The organism is Shinella sp. BE166, from assembly GCF_051201095.1.
GTDB lineage: Bacteria > Pseudomonadota > Alphaproteobacteria > Rhizobiales > Rhizobiaceae > Shinella > Shinella lacus.
In genome coordinates this window covers 358351-372225 of sequence record NZ_JBPEHL010000005.1, presented here as the reverse complement: position 1 = coordinate 372225, position 13875 = coordinate 358351, and the positions used below count along the sequence as shown (strand labels likewise).

Here is a 13875-nt window from a genome sequence, read left to right as displayed (position 1 = left end):
CGCATGTTCCCTATGGAAAGGTAGAGCTATCAGCCGGCGCTGCCGAGGGCGGCAAGCATCAACGGCGACGTCGGATAGGCGGCAAACGCACCAATCCCGATCGCGATGCCGTAGGGGACTTTCGTCGCCTTGAGGAGATGGTTGGGAATGGGCAGGCCGGTGGCCAGGATCAGGGTCGTGTTCGAACGCAATGCCAGGATCGCGAAAGTGAGGAACCCGCCGAAGATGGAAACGTAGATCAGATATTCGACAAGCGAAAAGGTCAGGCCGAACCACACGGCACTCGCCGTCAGAAGCTTCGCATCGCCGCCACCCATAACGTTGAAGGCGAACAGCGTAAAGCATACGGCAAAGACAATAAGGCCGGCGGCCAGATGCATCGCGATGTCCGTCAGGCCGAGGCCTGCCAGCGGCGCCACGATGATAAAGGCGACAAGCAGGATCGCCGAAGCCCTGTTGGGGATAAGCATGGTCAGGAAATCGGAAACGGCCGCGAGCGCAAGGCAGAGCGGAAATACCACGAAGATGATGGCCTGGGTCACGCTGCTCTCCTTTTGGCGAAGAATACGCTGGATCCGTTTCGGAAAGGATAACGTCTGGAAAACGGAAAGCCGCCTTTTGGAGGCGGCTTTCCAGATAAGCGCAATGAAGCCGCTTCAGCTTACGGCGCGGTCTTGTCCACGGCGTTCGTCAGCTTGCCACCCAGCTTGCTGAAGGTGGAGTTGAGCGAGTTGCCCAGCGCGGTAGCGCCGGTGATGAGAGCAACGGAAATCAGGGCAGCGATCAGGCCGTATTCGATGGCAGTTGCACCCGATTCGTCCTTCATAAAGCGAGCGAAAGTCTTGGTCATGGTATTCTCCTAGCTCCACGATGTTGGTTCAGCACGTCCGCCAACTGTTTCCGTTGTTCGGATGATTGCAACCTACAGGTCGGCCATTTCCATCGGCTTAAAGAAATGGGTTAACAATAGGTTAGCGCCTGCCTGCGGGAAATAGGGTGACCAATTGGTTAAATCCCCTTACGCGCGCGGATTCCCTAGAACGATCCGCCGGTTGGACTCAGATCCGGCTTACCGGGCGGATTCATAAATCGACAAGCCTAGCGACCGGTTTAAACCTTCGTTCACCATTCACGGCGATGCTATCCCTGTTTTCTTACCGGGATGAATGTTTATGGGACGCGACTGGACCTTCGCCGTAGCAGCCGCAAAGCTTGCGACAGCCGCAATTGTTATCATGTCGACGGTCGCTTCTTACGCGTTTGCCGAAGAGCCGCTGATGCGCGTCTACATGGATCATGCTCGCGTGCTCAAGCTCGACCGCCCGGTCAGCAAGGTGATCATCGGCAACGCTGACGTCGCCGACGCCACGGTGGCGGATGCGCAGACGATCGTGCTCACCGGCCGCAACTTCGGAACCACCAACCTCGTCCTGCTTGATGCGGATGGCAATGCGATCGTCGACGAGCGCATCCTCGTCTCGATCGACGAAGGCAATACGGTACGCGTCTTCCGCCAGACCGACCGCTCCGTTCTCTCCTGCACGCCAAATTGTGAGGAACATGTCGCCAGAACCAATTCGGGCGGCTGACGGCGCGTCCCGCTTCGGGCGTCCAAATGCGGGAAACCGTTCAATTCTTCCGCTCCACACACACGAAATATAAACGGTCTGTCACCTAATCTCGCCGTGTCCAATATCTGGGAACGGATCGCGATGTCGCTCGATCATGATGCAACCACCCGCCGGAGGCCGATGAAGGGTCTGTTCGGCCGTTTCCTTGCCGGTCGCGATGGCGCGACGGCAATGGAAATAGCAATTCTCAGCCTTCCGTTCTTCATGATCGTCTTCGCCTCGCTCGAGACCTTCATCGCCTTTTCCGCAGAGCAGCTCCTCGCCGGCGCCACTGACACGATGGCGCGCAAGATCAGGACCGGCGAAATCCGTTCGACCATGAGCGAGGAGGACTTCCGCAAGACTTTCTGCGCCGAAATCTCGATCCTGATGCCCTGCTCGGCCGGCGAGCTCAAAAAAGCGGACAAACTGTTCATTCAGGTGCAGAGCTTCGCGACCTATTCGGACATTCCGAAAACCGTTCCGCAGACGGTCGCAGATCTCAATGCGGCCAACAAATTCTTGCCAGGCGGCAAGCGCTCCATCAACTTGATACGCGCTTATTATCGCTGGGATATCGTGACGGACGTTATCCGCCCCTATGTCTCCAACTTTCGCGGGGCTGATGGCACTCGCCAGAATTACCTGATGATCGCGACAGCCGTCGTGCAGAATGAGGACTACCCATGAAGCGCGGTATCCTCCTCAGGCTGCGTCGTTTCGTCGAGGATCGGCGCGGTGTCGGGGCCATCGAATTCGCGATCGTCGCCCCGCTGATGATCATGGCCTATGTCAGTGCCTTCGAAATCACCGTCGGTTTCACCCTGTCGCGCAAGGTCAGCCGTGCGGCCAGCACCGTTTCCGATCTGGTCACACAGAACGGTTCGACCAATGCCGCGGTGTTGGACACGATGAAGGACGTAACTGCAAGCGTGATCGCGCCCTTCCCGCAGGCCACCGGTTACACCCTGAAGATCACCGGCGTCACCATTGATGCGGATGGCAAGGCAACGGTCGCCTGGTCGCGGGACCAGAGCAAGGGGCAACCCTACGTCAAGGGCACAGCCGTGGTTCTGCCGAGCCATATAGAAGGCGCCAAGAGCCTGTTCTTCGTGCGCACCGAACTGGGCGTACCGCACAAGATCCTCCTCATGGCACCGAACCTCTCCGCGAAGCTTAACAATATCACGCTCAGCAAGACGAGCTATTTCGGCCTGCGCCAGGGCTCTTCGATCAGCTGCCCCGATTGCTGAGCGCGGCCGCGCGCCCTGCCGATTTCGCTTGAACCGTCCATGACGCCCGTGTCATGTCAGTCAGTTCATCCGCTCTTCAGAAGGCGGACACGGACAGACGACAGGTGATTCCATGGCGCGAGCCTTCCTCTTCGTTCTCGATTCCTTCGGCATCGGCGGCGGCCCGGATGCGGCGGCCTTCGGCGATCTCGGTGCCGATACGCTCGGCCATATCGCCGAATTCTGCGCGGCCGGCGTCGCCGACCGGCCGGGGCTGCGGCAGGGGCCGCTGAAGCTTCCCAACATGTCGGCGCTCGGCCTCCTGCATGCCGCCCGCGCCGCGACAGGCCGTTTCCCGCCGGGCATGGACGTGCCACCGCGCGTCTTCGGCCTTCATGGCGCGGCAAGCGAGGTCTCGAATGGCAAGGACACGCCGTCGGGCCATTGGGAGATCGCCGGCACGCCCGTCACCTTCGACTGGGGCTACTTTCCGGCCGAAGGCGATGCTTTCGAGCCCGAGTTGGTGAAAGCCATCTGCGCGGCAGGCGATGTGCCGGGCATTCTCGGCAATTGCCACGCCTCGGGCACGGATATCATCGCCCGCCACGGCTGGGAGCACGCCAGCACCGGCCGGCCGATCTGCTACACCTCCTCCGACTCCGTTTTCCAGGTCGCTGCCCACGAGCGCTATTTCGGCCTCGACCGTCTGTTGGCTTTCTGCGAGACCGTGCGAAAAATCCTCGACGAGCGGCCGGGCGGGCGGATCGGTCGGGTCATCGCGCGGCCCTTCGTCGGCGAAACGCCGGAGACCTTCGAGCGTACCGGCAACCGCCGCGACTATTCCGTCCTGCCGCCGGAGCCGACGCTGCTCGACCGGCTGAGCGAGGCCGGCCGCACCGTGCGCGCCGTCGGCAAGATCGGTGATATCTTCGCCCATCAGGGCATCGGCAAGCTCACCAAAGCGAATGGCAACATGGCGCTGCTCGATGCCACGCTCGGCGTGATGGACGAAGCGGAGGACGGCGACCTCGTCTTCACCAATTTCGTCGATTTCGACATGCTCTACGGCCACCGTCGCGACGTCGCCGGTTATGCGGCGGCGCTGGAAGCCTTCGATCGCCGCCTGCCGGAGGTCGACCGCAAGCTGAAACCCGGCGACATCGTCATCCTCACCGCCGACCACGGCTGCGACCCCACCTGGCGCGGCACGGACCACACGCGCGAGCGCGTGCCGATCATGAGTTTCGGCCCGGGCATCCGCTCGCGCCTGCTTGAAACCCGCACGACCTTCGCCGATATCGGCGAGAGTATTGCCCGTCACCTCGGCATCGCGCCGGGTCCGCACGGAAGGAGCTTTTTGTGACGACATCCATGCCCAAGGCGGAGCTGCACTGCCATATCGAAGGCGCCACCCCGCCGGCCCTGGCGCTTGCCCAGGCTGAACGCTACGGCATCGACACCTCCGCCTTCATCCGCGATGGCGCCTATGCCTGGCAGGATTTCACCAGCTTCGTGCAGAGCTACGATGCGACCGCCAACCTGTTTCGTGACGAGGAGGATTACGCGCTGCTTGCGGAAACCTACCTCACCGAGATCGCCGAAGCGGGCGCCATCTACAGCGAGCTGATCGTCTCGCCCGACCAGGGCGACGCCGTCGGCATCGGTGCCGATGCCTATGTGCGCGGCCTTGCCGAGGGCGCCGAGCGCGCCAAGGCGAAGACCGGCATCGAGACGCGCCTCCTCATCGTCGGTATCCGCCATTTTGGCCCGGAACGGGTGGTGAAGGCGGCGGAATATGCCGCGCGCCGGCCGCATCCGCTGATTACCGGCTTCAATCTGGCCGGCGAGGAGCGCATGCATCGCGTCGCCGATTTCACCCGCGCCTTCGATATCGCCCGCGACGCCGGCCTCGGCATCACCATCCATGCCGGTGAACTCTCCGGCGCCTTCAGCGTGCGCGACGCACTCGACCATGTCCGCCCCGCCCGCATCAGCCATGGCGTGCGCGCCATCGAGGATGCGGATCTCGTCAAGCGGCTGGCGGATGAGGGCGTGGTGCTGGAAGTCTGCCCCGGCTCGAATGTCGCGCTGAACGTCTTCCCCGATTTCGAAAGCCACCCGCTGCGGGCGCTCCACGAGGCCGGCGTGCGCGTCACGCTCAATTCCGACGACCCGCCGTTCTTCCACACCTCGCTCGCCCGCGAATACGAGGTTGCCGCGACGATCATGGGCTTCAGCGAGGCGGAAATCCTCGGCATGACGCACACCGCCATCGAGGCGGCCTTTGTGGACGAGCCGACGCGGCAGCGGCTGTTGGCAAAGCTTTGAGGCCTGTTCCGGCTGGGGATGTTGCCCGCGGCCGGCTGTCTTCTCTTGCGGCCCTCCGCCGTTCCGTGGAAAAAGAGGCGTTTACTCAATTTGGGAAGGTTGGCCATGGACGGCGTCACAGTCATCGATCACCCGCTCGTGCAGCACAAGCTGACCATCATGCGCAAGAAGGAAACCTCGACCGGGAGCTTCCGCCGCCTGCTGCGCGAGATTTCCACGCTGCTCTGCTACGAAGTCACGCGCGATCTGGAACTCACCACCCAGCGCATCGAGACGCCGCTGGAAGTGATCGACGCGCCGGTGCTGGAAGGCAAGAAGCTGGTCTTCGCCTCCATCCTGCGCGCCGGCAACGGTCTGCTGGAAGGCATGCTGGAGCTGGTGCCCTCGGCCCGCGTCTCCCATATCGGCGTCTACCGCGACCATGAGACGCTCGAAGCGGTCGAGTATTTTTTCAAGGCGCCCGACAGCATCGACGAACGCCTCGTCATCGTCGTCGATCCGATGCTGGCGACCGGCAATTCGGCCATCGCCGCCATCGACACGCTGAAGAGCCGCGGCGCAACGAACATCCGCTTCCTCTGCCTGCTGGCCGCCCCCGAAGGCATCAAGAGCTTTCGCGCGCATCATCCGGACGTGCCGGTCTACACGGCCTCCATCGACCGCCAACTCAACGAGAAGGGCTACATCGTGCCCGGACTGGGCGACGCGGGCGACCGCATGTACGGAACGAAGTGAGCCGTTAACCGGCGCTTTACCAAGCCGAACGAAGATCGTGGAGAGGGGCGCCGTCGGGTGCCCCTTTTGCCGTCCGTTAGCCGGATGCGTGTTATTTCGGGACAGATCTTCCGGAGACCCGTCCATGTCCGTCCGCAGCCTCGCTTTTGTCACCGGTGCCGTGATTGTCACCGCGGCCTTCGTGCCCGACGTCGCGACCCGCTATCTCGAATCGACCGGCGAAAAACCCGCCGCGAAGGTCGAGACGGCGGTCGTGCAGACGGGGCAGGGCGCGGCGCGTTACACCGGCAACCGCAGCGCGGTGATCGATGCGGATCCGAACGGCCATTTCACTGGCCTCTTCGCCATCAACGGCCGCAAGGAAGAGGGCATGGTCGATACCGGCGCCAGCATGGTCGCCATCAACGTCTCGACGGCGCAGCGCATCGGTATCGCCCGGTCCGACCTCGATTTCCGCTATGCCGTCGATACAGCCAACGGCAAGGCGCGCGCCGCCTATATCCGCCTCGACCGGATCGAGATCGGCCCGGTGCGCATGGAAAACATCGGCGCGATGGTGCTGGAGGACAAGGCGCTCTCCGGCACGCTGATCGGCATGAGTTTCCTGAAGGGCCTTTCCTCCTACCGCGTCGAAGACGGCAGGCTGCACCTCACGCGCTGATGCGCGTCAGGATATCGGGAGACGCCGCTGGCGCTTCCGGAGCGATCCGATAAAGCCCGGCAAGTCGCTCGGCGCCGCGTGCGGCATCCGTCTCGTTTACGGCGTGCACACGGCCGATCTCGTCGCCCTTTTCGACCCTCGTACCGAGCGGCACAAGGCGATCGAAGCCGACGCGGTGGTCGATCGTGTCGTCCGGGCGGCTGCGCCCGCCACCAAGCTCGATGACCGCCATGCCCACGCCGCGCGTATCGCAGGAAACCAGATAGCCGGCTTCCGATGCGAGGACCGGGTGGATCACCGGCGCGGCCGAAAGGTAAGCCTCCGGCTTCTCCAGCAGGTCGGCGGGGCCGCCGAGCGCATGCACCATGCGCCCGAAAATCTCTGCGGCCGCGCCGCTGGCGAGTGCCTGGGCTGCCTTCGTTTCGGCCGCGGCCAGGTCTCGTTCCACCCCCGAAAGCACCAGCATTTCCGCCGCGAAGGCGAGCACGATGCGCTCCAGTCGCGTCCCGGCCTTCTCGCCCTTCAGGAAAGCGATGCAATTGGCGATCTCGACGGCATTGCCGGCGGCGTCGGCCAGCGGCTGGTTCATGTCGGTGATGAGGGCGGAGGTCTTGACGCCTGCGCCATTCGCCACCGCGACCAGCGAGCGGGCGAGCGTTTCGGCTTCAGTCGTATCCGCCATGAAGGCACCGTTGCCGACCTTCACGTCCAGCACCAACGATTGCAGGCCAGCCGCGAGCTTTTTCGAGAGAATGGAGGCGGTGATCAGTGGCACGGAATCGACCGTCGCGGTGACGTCGCGGATGGCGTAGATGCGCTTGTCGGCGGGCGCAAGGTCGGCGGTCTGGCCGATGATCGCGCAGCCGACGTCCTTCACCGTGTGGCGGAAGAGGTCAGCGGAGGGCATGATCGTATAGCCGGGAATCGATTCCAGCTTGTCGAGCGTGCCGCCGGTATGGCCGAGGCCACGGCCGGAGATCATCGGCACGGCGAGCCCGCAGGCGGCCGCGATCGGCGCCAGCATCAGCGAGACATTGTCGCCGACACCGCCGGTTGAATGTTTGTCGGCGATCGGCCGGTTTATGTCCGACCAGTCGAGCACGTCGCCCGAATCGCGCATGGCGAGCGTCAGCGCCACGGTCTCCTCGCGCGCCATGCCGTTGAACCAGACGGCCATGGCGAAGGCCGCCACCTGCCCCTCGGAGACGCTGCCATCCGTCACGCCGGCCATGAAGCGGGCGATGTCTTCCGGGGCGAGAGGCTCACCGTTGCGCTTTCGACGGATCGTCTCCTGCGGGAGCATCTTCAGTAGCTCGCGGGCGCGGCCGGCGCGGGCTGGCCGTCGAGCATGGCCAGGATATCGCCGAGCAGGCCGGACGCGCCGAAGCGGAAGGTTTGGGGCGTTGCCCAGCCTTCGCCGAGGATCGAGGCGGCAAGTGTGAGATAGTCGCCGGCATCGGCGACGGTGCGCACGCCGCCTGCCGGCTTGAAACCGACCGGCTTGCCGCTGGCCTTGATGGCATTCAGCATGATCTCGGCGGCTTGCAGGGTGGCGTTGACGGCAAACTTGCCGGTCGAGGTCTTGATGAAATCCGCGCCTGCGGCAATCGCGAGATCGGAGGCCTCGCGGATCAGCGCCGGGTCTTTCAGCGCGCCGGTCTCCAGAATGGTCTTGAGAACGATCGGCGGCGTGCAGACCGCCTTTACGGCTTCCACCATCTCCACCACTGCCGCTTCGTCGCCGATAATAAAGTCGCGGTAAGGGATGACGAGGTCGATCTCGTCGGCGCCGTCGGCAATCGCCTGCTTTGTCTCGGCGATCACCTCGGAGACCGTCAGGTCTCCGGCGGGGAAGTTGACCACGGTCGCGATCTTCACCGCATGGCCTTTGCCCAGGATGCCGCGGGCCTGCGCGATGAAGCGCGGCCAGATGCAGATGGCGGCCGTGTTGCCGAAGGGCGTCTGCGCCTGGGCGCAGAGTTTCTCGATGGCCGCCGCATTGCTGTCGTCGTTGAGGTCCGTCAGGTCGAGCAGGGAGAGCGCCTTTTGCGCGATCGCCTTGGTGTCGTCCTCATGCATTTTCATTGCCTCCGCCCGCGATCATTTCCGCAAGGATAGCGGCAAGCCGCTTTCCGCCGATCGGGGCCATGTCCTTGGTTTCGTGATGGCTGAGTTCGCCGCCCGTCATTCCGGCGCCGAAATTGGTGATGACCGAGGCGGCGGCGACATCGAGGCCGAGATGGCGGGCGACCAGCACTTCCGGCACGGTCGACATGCCGACGGCGTCGGCGCCGAACACCCGGGCCATGCGGATTTCCGCCGGCGTTTCGAAATTCGGGCCGGAGAACCACATGTAGACGCCGCTCGACAGCGGGATGCCGAGTTTCTGCGCCGCCGCTTCCATGCGGGCGGCAAGCCCGGCATCATAGGCATTGGTCATGCCGACGAAGCGGTCGTCGCTCTCGATGCCGATCAGCGGGTTCGCGCCCGAAAAATTGATGTGGTCGGAAATCCGCATCACCGAGCCGGGCGGCATGTCTTCGCGGAGCGAGCCCGCCGAATTGGTGAGGATCAGCGAGGTGACGCCCAAGCCCTTCAGCACCTCGATCGGCGTGCGCATGGCATTGGCATCGCCGCGTTCATAATAGTGCACCCGGCCGGACAGCATGATGACCGGGACCTCGCCGAGATAGCCGATGACCATCTCGCCGGCATGGCCGGAAACGGAGCTGACGGGAAAACTCGGCAGGTCCGAATAGGGAATGTGCAGCGGGTTTGCGACCGCTTCCACCAGTGAGCCGAGCCCCGAGCCGAGCACGATGCCATAACGCGGCAGCACGCCGCCGAGGCGGGCGCGGAGCAGTTCTGTCGTGTGCGCGCTCATCCGATCACGTCCGTGGCAAAACCATGCGGCAGGAGCTCTTCCATGGTCATGGTCTTCTTCACGCCGGTCTCGTCGCACAGATAGATCGGTGTTTTCGCTTTCGCGAATTCCGCGATCTTCTGGCGGCAGCCGCCGCAGGGCGGGCAGAGCGGCAGTTTTTCTGCAATCACCGCCATTTCGACGATTTTCTTGTTGCCGGCCATGATCATGTGGCTGATCGCGGTCGGCTCGGCGCACCAGCCTTGGGGGAAGGACAGGTTCTCGATATTGGCGCCGGCATAGATCTTGCCGTCCTCGGCGCGGATGGCCGCGCCGACGGGGAATTTGGAATAGGGCGCATGCGCGAAGGCCATCGCCGCGCGCGCCGCCTCGAAGAGGTCTTGGGACATTTTTCTATCGCTCCTTGACGTAGGGCACGCCGCCGGCCTTCGGCGGAATGGCCTTGCCGATGAAGCCTGCAAGCAGGATCACGGTCAGGATATAGGGCAGCGCCTGCATGAACTGTACCGGCACCTTGCCGATCAGCGGGAAGGCATAACCCTGGTAGCGGATGGCGAAGGCATCGAGGAAGCCGAAGAGCAGGCAGGCGAACAGGATGTTCTTCGGCCGCCACTTGGCGAAGATCAGCGCGGCGAGCGCGATATAGCCCTTGCCCGCCGTCATGCCCTTGGTGAAGCCGGCATTGGCCGAGAGCGACAGGTATGCGCCCGCAATGCCGCAAAGGATGCCGCAGCAGATGACGGCGCGGTAGCGCAGCCAGATCACCGAAATGCCGGCGGTATCGACCGCGCCGGGGTTCTCGCCGACGGCGCGCATGCGCAGGCCGAAGCGGGTGCGGTAGAGAATCCACCAGCTTGCGGGCACCATCAGGAAGGCGAGGTAGGTCAGCGGCGAATGGCCGGAGAGCAGGCCGGAATAGAGCGGACCGAGGATTGGCACCTCGCGCACCGCATCGGCGAAGGGCAGCGTGATCCGGCCGAAGCGGCCGTCTTCGGTGAGCGCCGGCGTGCGCCCACCCTGGCGAAACCAGGCCTCGCCGAGGATGACGGTGGAGCCGGCGACGACGAAGTTGATCGCGACGCCGGAGACGATCTGGCTGCCGCGCTGGGTGATCGAGGCATAGCCATGCACCAGCGAGAGCAGCACGGAGACGAGCACGGCGGCGAGCAGGCCCATGGTCACGGATTGCGTGAGATAGGCGACGGTGCCGGCGGCGAAGGCGGCGCCGAGCATCTTGCCCTCGAGGCCGATGTCGAAGACGCCGGCGCGTTCGGTGAAGAGGCCGGCAAGGGCGGCGAGGATCAGCGGCGTCGAGACGCGCACCGTCGACTGGGCGAGCTCGATGAAGGTCTGGAAGAATTCCATGGCGCTCAGGCTCCCTTGGTGGCGGCGACGTCGCGGGTTTTCGGCGAAAGCGCCAGCACGACCCGCGTGATGGCCGGGCGGAACATGTGCTCCAGCGCGCCGGCAAACAGGATGACGAGACCCTGGATGATGACGATCATGTCACGCGAGATGGAGGGCATCTCGAAGGAGATTTCCGCCCCGCCCTGGTAGAGCATGCCGAAGAGCAGTGCGGCCGGAATGATGCCCGCCGGATGCGAGCGCCCCATCAGCGCCACCGCGATGCCGACGAAGCCGGCGCCCTGCACGAAATCGAGCTGCATGCGGAACTGCTCGCCCATGATCGGGTTCAGCGCCATCATGCCGGCAAGCCCGCCGGAGATCATCATGGCGATGACGATGATCCTGGCTTCCTTGATGCCGGCATAGCGCGCGGCCGCGGGGCTGTGGCCCATCGTGCGCATCTCGTAGCCGAGCCTTGTGCGCCAGATCAGCACCCAGACGCCGAAGGCGGCAACCAGCGCGAGCAGGAAGGAAATGTTGAACGGCGCCGAGCCGACGGAAAGGCCGAAGATCGACATCAGCCAGTCGAGTTTCGGCAGCTGGCCGCCCGCCTCGAAGGTGCGGGTTTCGAGCGACATGGAGCCGAGCGGCTTGAACACCCGGTTGAGCAGGTAGTTCATCAGGCTGGCGGCGATGAAGTTGAACATGATCGTCGTGATGACGATATGGCTGCCGCGCTTGGCCTGCAGCCAGCCGGGGATCATCGCCCAGAGCGCGCCGAAGAGCGCTGCGCCGAGAATGGCGATCGGGAAGAGGAGATACCAGGGCAGCACGCGGTCGAAGGAGAGGCAGGCGAGCGCGACGCCGATGCCGCCGATATAGGCCTGGCCTTCGCCGCCGATGTTGAACAGGCCGCAATGGAAGGCGACCGCCACGGCAAGACCGGTGAAGATGAAGGTCGTCGTGTAGTAGAGCGTGAAGCCGATATATTCGCCGCGCCCGAAGGCACCGTTGATCATGTGATAGGCGGCTTCCAGCGGGCTCTCGCCGACGATCAAGACGACGAGGCCGGAAATCAGGAAGGCGACGGCGAGGTTGACGAGCGGGATCAGGCCATATTCGGCCCAGGCCGGCAGTTTCGCGTAAGGAACACTCATTCCGCAGCCTCCTTCCGGCCTTCCACACCGGCCATCAACAGGCCGAGCTCTCCCTCGGTGGCATCCGGCAGGCGCTCGCCGACGACGCGGCCGGCAAACATCACCAGAATACGATCGGAAAGCGCGCGGATCTCGTCCAGCTCCACCGAGACGAGCAGCACCGCCTTGCCCTGGTCGCGCATCTCGATGATGCGCTTGTGAATGAATTCGATGGCGCCGACATCGACGCCGCGCGTCGGCTGGCCGATGATCAGCACATCGGGATTGCGCTCCATCTCGCGCGCCAGCACGATCTTCTGCTGGTTGCCGCCGGAAAAGTTGGCGGTCTTTAGCCGCGGGTTCGGCGGGCGGATGTCATAGGCGGCGATCTTTTCCTCCGCATCGGCGCGGATGGCGTCGATATCGAGCAGCAGGCCTTTGCGGTATTTCGGGTCATCGTGATAGCCGAGGATGGCGTTTTCGCTTTCCTCGAACTTCAGGACGAGGCCGACATGATGCCGGTCCTCCGGCACATGCGCCAGGCCGCGCTTGCGCAGCTCCGCCGGGTCGGCATTGCCGGTGACGTCGATCGGCCTGCCGTTGAGCAGCACCGTGCCGGATTTCGCGCGGCGGATGCCGGAGATCGCCTCCAGCAGTTCCGACTGGCCGTTGCCGGCAACGCCCGCAATGCCGACGATCTCGCCGGCGCGGATATCGAAGGAGACGTCGTCGACCATGGTCACGCCGCGGCTGTCGCGCACCGTCAGGTTCTTGACGGAGAATTTCGCGTCCGCCGGTTTTGCCTCGCCCTTTTCCACGCGCAGCAACACGCGACGGCCGACCATCAGCTCGGCCAGCTCCTCGACGGAGGTATCCTTCGTCGTGCGCGTCGCAACCATCTCGCCGCGGCGCATGACGGAGACCTCGTCGGTGATCGCCATGATCTCGCGCAGCTTGTGGGTGATGAGCAGGACCGTTTTGCCTTCGTCCTTCAACTGGCCGAGGATGCGGAACAGGTGGTCGGCCTCGGGCGGCGTCAAAACACCCGTCGGCTCGTCGAGAATGAGGATGTCGGCCCGGCGGTAGAGCGCCTTGAGGATTTCCACGCGCTGCTGGATGCCGACCGGCAGTTCCTCGATCACAGCGTCCGGATCGACCTCCAGCGCATATTCCTTTTCGAGCCGCTTCAGCTCGGCCCGCGCCTTGGTGATGCCGGCATTGAGGATCTGGCTCTCTTCCGCGCCGAGCATGATGTTTTCCAGCACGGTGAAATTCTCGACCAGCATGAAATGCTGGTGCACCATGCCGATGCCGGCGGCGATGGCGGCATTCGGATCGCGGATATTGACCGTCTTGCCGTCGATCACGATGTCGCCGTGGTCGGCCTGGTAGAAGCCGTAGAGGATCGACATGAGGGTGGATTTGCCGGCGCCGTTTTCGCCGATGATACCGTGAATGGTGCCCTTGCGGACCTTCAGGTTGATGTTCCGGTTGGCGTGGACGAGGCCGAAGCTCTTGTCGATGCCCTTCAGTTCGATTGCCAATTCGCTCATGACGATCCACTCTTACGGGGATTTAGGGCGACAGGCCTCCCGGCCGATCGGTCTTAGTCTTGTTGCTTCCGCCGTGCTTGTCCAGCCTGATTGCGGGTTGGTGCTGCGCTCGCTATAGCTCGGGCCGCCGGCAGCGAGCGACGAGGACTAGACATGACCACGCCCGATCTTCCCGAAGACGACCGCATCGCCCGCTTGGAGGAGCACATCGCCCACCAGGCAAAGACGATCGAGGAAATGTCGGACCAGCTCGCCGAGCAATGGCGCGTGATCGAACAGGTCCGCTCGAAGCTCGACCGGTTGACGGAACGTTTCCTCACGCTGGAAGAGGGGTCCTTGGAAGCCCCGGCCATTACCCGCCCGCCGCACTATTAAGGCGTAAGGGAAAA

Annotated in this window: 17 protein-coding genes; 8 read left to right on the top strand and 9 right to left on the bottom strand. The window is 63.8% G+C overall.

Going from position 1 to position 13875, the window contains the following annotated elements; all coding sequences use genetic code 11:
- Positions 1-29 precede the first annotated feature (29 nt).
- Together J2Y63_RS15920 and J2Y63_RS15915 are read right to left on the bottom strand one after the other, a co-directional pair.
- Complete coding sequence (locus tag J2Y63_RS15920) at positions 30-542, bottom strand: A24 family peptidase (RefSeq protein WP_435266872.1); 513 nt, start codon at positions 540-542, stop codon at positions 30-32.
- Positions 543-661: 119 nt separating this feature from the next.
- On the bottom strand, positions 662-850 hold the full coding sequence (locus tag J2Y63_RS15915; RefSeq protein WP_256118310.1) for a Flp family type IVb pilin: 189 nt from the start codon (positions 848-850) through the stop codon (positions 662-664).
- Positions 851-1235: 385 nt separating this feature from the next.
- On the opposite strand from J2Y63_RS15915, the gene J2Y63_RS15910 reads away from it, so the two are divergent.
- The 7 genes from J2Y63_RS15910 (at position 1236) to J2Y63_RS15880 (ending at position 6566) form a co-directional block, all read left to right on the top strand.
- Positions 1236-1589 carry a pilus assembly protein N-terminal domain-containing protein gene (locus J2Y63_RS15910; RefSeq protein ID WP_435266953.1) on the top strand — a complete coding sequence of 118 codons (354 nt, stop codon included), beginning with the start codon at positions 1236-1238 and terminating at the stop codon, positions 1587-1589.
- Between the two features lie 123 nt (positions 1590-1712).
- Positions 1713-2300 carry a TadE/TadG family type IV pilus assembly protein gene (locus tag J2Y63_RS15905; protein ID WP_435266871.1) on the top strand — a complete coding sequence of 196 codons (588 nt, stop codon included), beginning with the start codon at positions 1713-1715 and terminating at the stop codon, positions 2298-2300.
- Entirely contained in the window at positions 2297-2863 is a 567-nt protein-coding gene (locus tag J2Y63_RS15900; RefSeq protein ID WP_256118308.1) for a TadE/TadG family type IV pilus assembly protein, read from the top strand. Before J2Y63_RS15905 ends, J2Y63_RS15900 begins: the two co-directional genes overlap by 4 nt.
- Before the next feature lie 112 nt (positions 2864-2975).
- A complete protein-coding gene (locus J2Y63_RS15895) occupies positions 2976-4205 on the top strand; it encodes a phosphopentomutase (RefSeq protein WP_435266870.1) in 1230 nt (409 codons plus the stop codon).
- A gap of 8 nt (positions 4206-4213) precedes the next feature.
- Positions 4214-5170 carry an adenosine deaminase gene (locus J2Y63_RS15890; RefSeq protein ID WP_435266952.1) on the top strand — a complete coding sequence of 319 codons (957 nt, stop codon included), beginning with the start codon at positions 4214-4216 and terminating at the stop codon, positions 5168-5170.
- Positions 5171-5275: 105 nt separating this feature from the next.
- Positions 5276-5905 carry a uracil phosphoribosyltransferase gene (gene upp / locus J2Y63_RS15885; RefSeq protein ID WP_256118305.1) on the top strand — a complete coding sequence of 210 codons (630 nt, stop codon included), beginning with the start codon at positions 5276-5278 and terminating at the stop codon, positions 5903-5905.
- 124 nt (positions 5906-6029) lie between these two features.
- Complete coding sequence (locus J2Y63_RS15880; protein WP_435266869.1) at positions 6030-6566, top strand: TIGR02281 family clan AA aspartic protease; 537 nt, start codon at positions 6030-6032, stop codon at positions 6564-6566.
- Here the strand turns inward: J2Y63_RS15880 and deoA are convergent.
- From deoA to J2Y63_RS15845, 7 genes are read right to left on the bottom strand one after another with little or no spacing between them, the layout of a single operon-like run.
- On the bottom strand, positions 6556-7875 hold the full coding sequence (deoA, locus tag J2Y63_RS15875; protein WP_435266951.1) for a thymidine phosphorylase: 1320 nt from the start codon (positions 7873-7875) through the stop codon (positions 6556-6558). The genes J2Y63_RS15880 and deoA overlap by 11 nt on opposite strands.
- Positions 7872-8645 (bottom strand): deoxyribose-phosphate aldolase, encoded by a 774-nt coding sequence (gene deoC, locus J2Y63_RS15870; protein ID WP_435266868.1) that lies wholly within the window; start codon positions 8643-8645, stop codon positions 7872-7874. The genes deoA and deoC overlap by 4 nt, the downstream gene beginning before the upstream one ends.
- Positions 8638-9450: a purine-nucleoside phosphorylase gene (locus tag J2Y63_RS15865; RefSeq protein WP_435266867.1), complete on the bottom strand. Its 813-nt coding sequence runs from the start codon at positions 9448-9450 to the stop codon at positions 8638-8640. The genes deoC and J2Y63_RS15865 overlap by 8 nt, the downstream gene beginning before the upstream one ends.
- Positions 9447-9839, bottom strand: a complete 393-nt coding sequence (locus J2Y63_RS15860) for a cytidine deaminase (protein WP_435266866.1) — start codon at positions 9837-9839, stop codon at positions 9447-9449. The genes J2Y63_RS15865 and J2Y63_RS15860 overlap by 4 nt, the downstream gene beginning before the upstream one ends.
- Positions 9840-9843: 4 nt before the next feature.
- Positions 9844-10815, bottom strand: coding sequence for an ABC transporter permease (locus tag J2Y63_RS15855; RefSeq protein ID WP_435266865.1), 972 nt, complete (start codon positions 10813-10815; stop codon positions 9844-9846).
- A 5-nt stretch (positions 10816-10820) separates the two neighbouring features.
- The gene (locus J2Y63_RS15850; protein ID WP_435266864.1) at positions 10821-11954 is read right to left on the bottom strand and encodes an ABC transporter permease; all 1134 of its coding nucleotides are present in this window, start codon (positions 11952-11954) and stop codon (positions 10821-10823) included.
- The gene (locus J2Y63_RS15845) at positions 11951-13486 is read right to left on the bottom strand and encodes an ABC transporter ATP-binding protein (protein WP_435266863.1); all 1536 of its coding nucleotides are present in this window, start codon (positions 13484-13486) and stop codon (positions 11951-11953) included. Before J2Y63_RS15845 ends, J2Y63_RS15850 begins: the two co-directional genes overlap by 4 nt.
- 153 nt (positions 13487-13639) lie before the next feature.
- On the opposite strand from J2Y63_RS15845, the gene J2Y63_RS15840 reads away from it, so the two are divergent.
- Positions 13640-13861, top strand: coding sequence for a SlyX family protein (locus J2Y63_RS15840; protein WP_435266862.1), 222 nt, complete (start codon positions 13640-13642; stop codon positions 13859-13861).
- Positions 13862-13875 lie beyond the last annotated feature (14 nt).

Excerpts from the sequence above, each read along its gene's own strand:
- upp (WP_256118305.1), top strand. The coding sequence starts at position 5,276 with ATGGACGGCGTCACAGTCATCGATCACCCGCTCGTGCAGCACAAGCTG.
- J2Y63_RS15855 (WP_435266865.1), bottom strand. The coding sequence starts at position 10,815 with ATGGAATTCTTCCAGACCTTCATCGAGCTCGCCCAGTCGACGGTGCGC.
- deoC (WP_435266868.1), bottom strand. The coding sequence starts at position 8,645 with ATGCATGAGGACGACACCAAGGCGATCGCGCAAAAGGCGCTCTCCCTG.
- J2Y63_RS15910 (WP_435266953.1), top strand. The coding sequence starts at position 1,236 with ATGTCGACGGTCGCTTCTTACGCGTTTGCCGAAGAGCCGCTGATGCGC.
- J2Y63_RS15890 (WP_435266952.1), top strand. The coding sequence starts at position 4,214 with ATGCCCAAGGCGGAGCTGCACTGCCATATCGAAGGCGCCACCCCGCCG.
- J2Y63_RS15915 (WP_256118310.1), bottom strand. The coding sequence starts at position 850 with ATGACCAAGACTTTCGCTCGCTTTATGAAGGACGAATCGGGTGCAACT.
- J2Y63_RS15880 (WP_435266869.1), top strand. The coding sequence starts at position 6,030 with ATGTCCGTCCGCAGCCTCGCTTTTGTCACCGGTGCCGTGATTGTCACC.
- J2Y63_RS15840 (WP_435266862.1), top strand. The coding sequence starts at position 13,640 with ATGACCACGCCCGATCTTCCCGAAGACGACCGCATCGCCCGCTTGGAG.
- J2Y63_RS15845 (WP_435266863.1), bottom strand. The coding sequence starts at position 13,486 with ATGAGCGAATTGGCAATCGAACTGAAGGGCATCGACAAGAGCTTCGGC.
- J2Y63_RS15905 (WP_435266871.1), top strand. The coding sequence starts at position 1,713 with ATGTCGCTCGATCATGATGCAACCACCCGCCGGAGGCCGATGAAGGGT.
- J2Y63_RS15900 (WP_256118308.1), top strand. The coding sequence starts at position 2,297 with ATGAAGCGCGGTATCCTCCTCAGGCTGCGTCGTTTCGTCGAGGATCGG.
- J2Y63_RS15895 (WP_435266870.1), top strand. The coding sequence starts at position 2,976 with ATGGCGCGAGCCTTCCTCTTCGTTCTCGATTCCTTCGGCATCGGCGGC.
- J2Y63_RS15865 (WP_435266867.1), bottom strand. The coding sequence starts at position 9,450 with ATGAGCGCGCACACGACAGAACTGCTCCGCGCCCGCCTCGGCGGCGTG.
- J2Y63_RS15860 (WP_435266866.1), bottom strand. The coding sequence starts at position 9,839 with ATGTCCCAAGACCTCTTCGAGGCGGCGCGCGCGGCGATGGCCTTCGCG.
- J2Y63_RS15850 (WP_435266864.1), bottom strand. The coding sequence starts at position 11,954 with ATGAGTGTTCCTTACGCGAAACTGCCGGCCTGGGCCGAATATGGCCTG.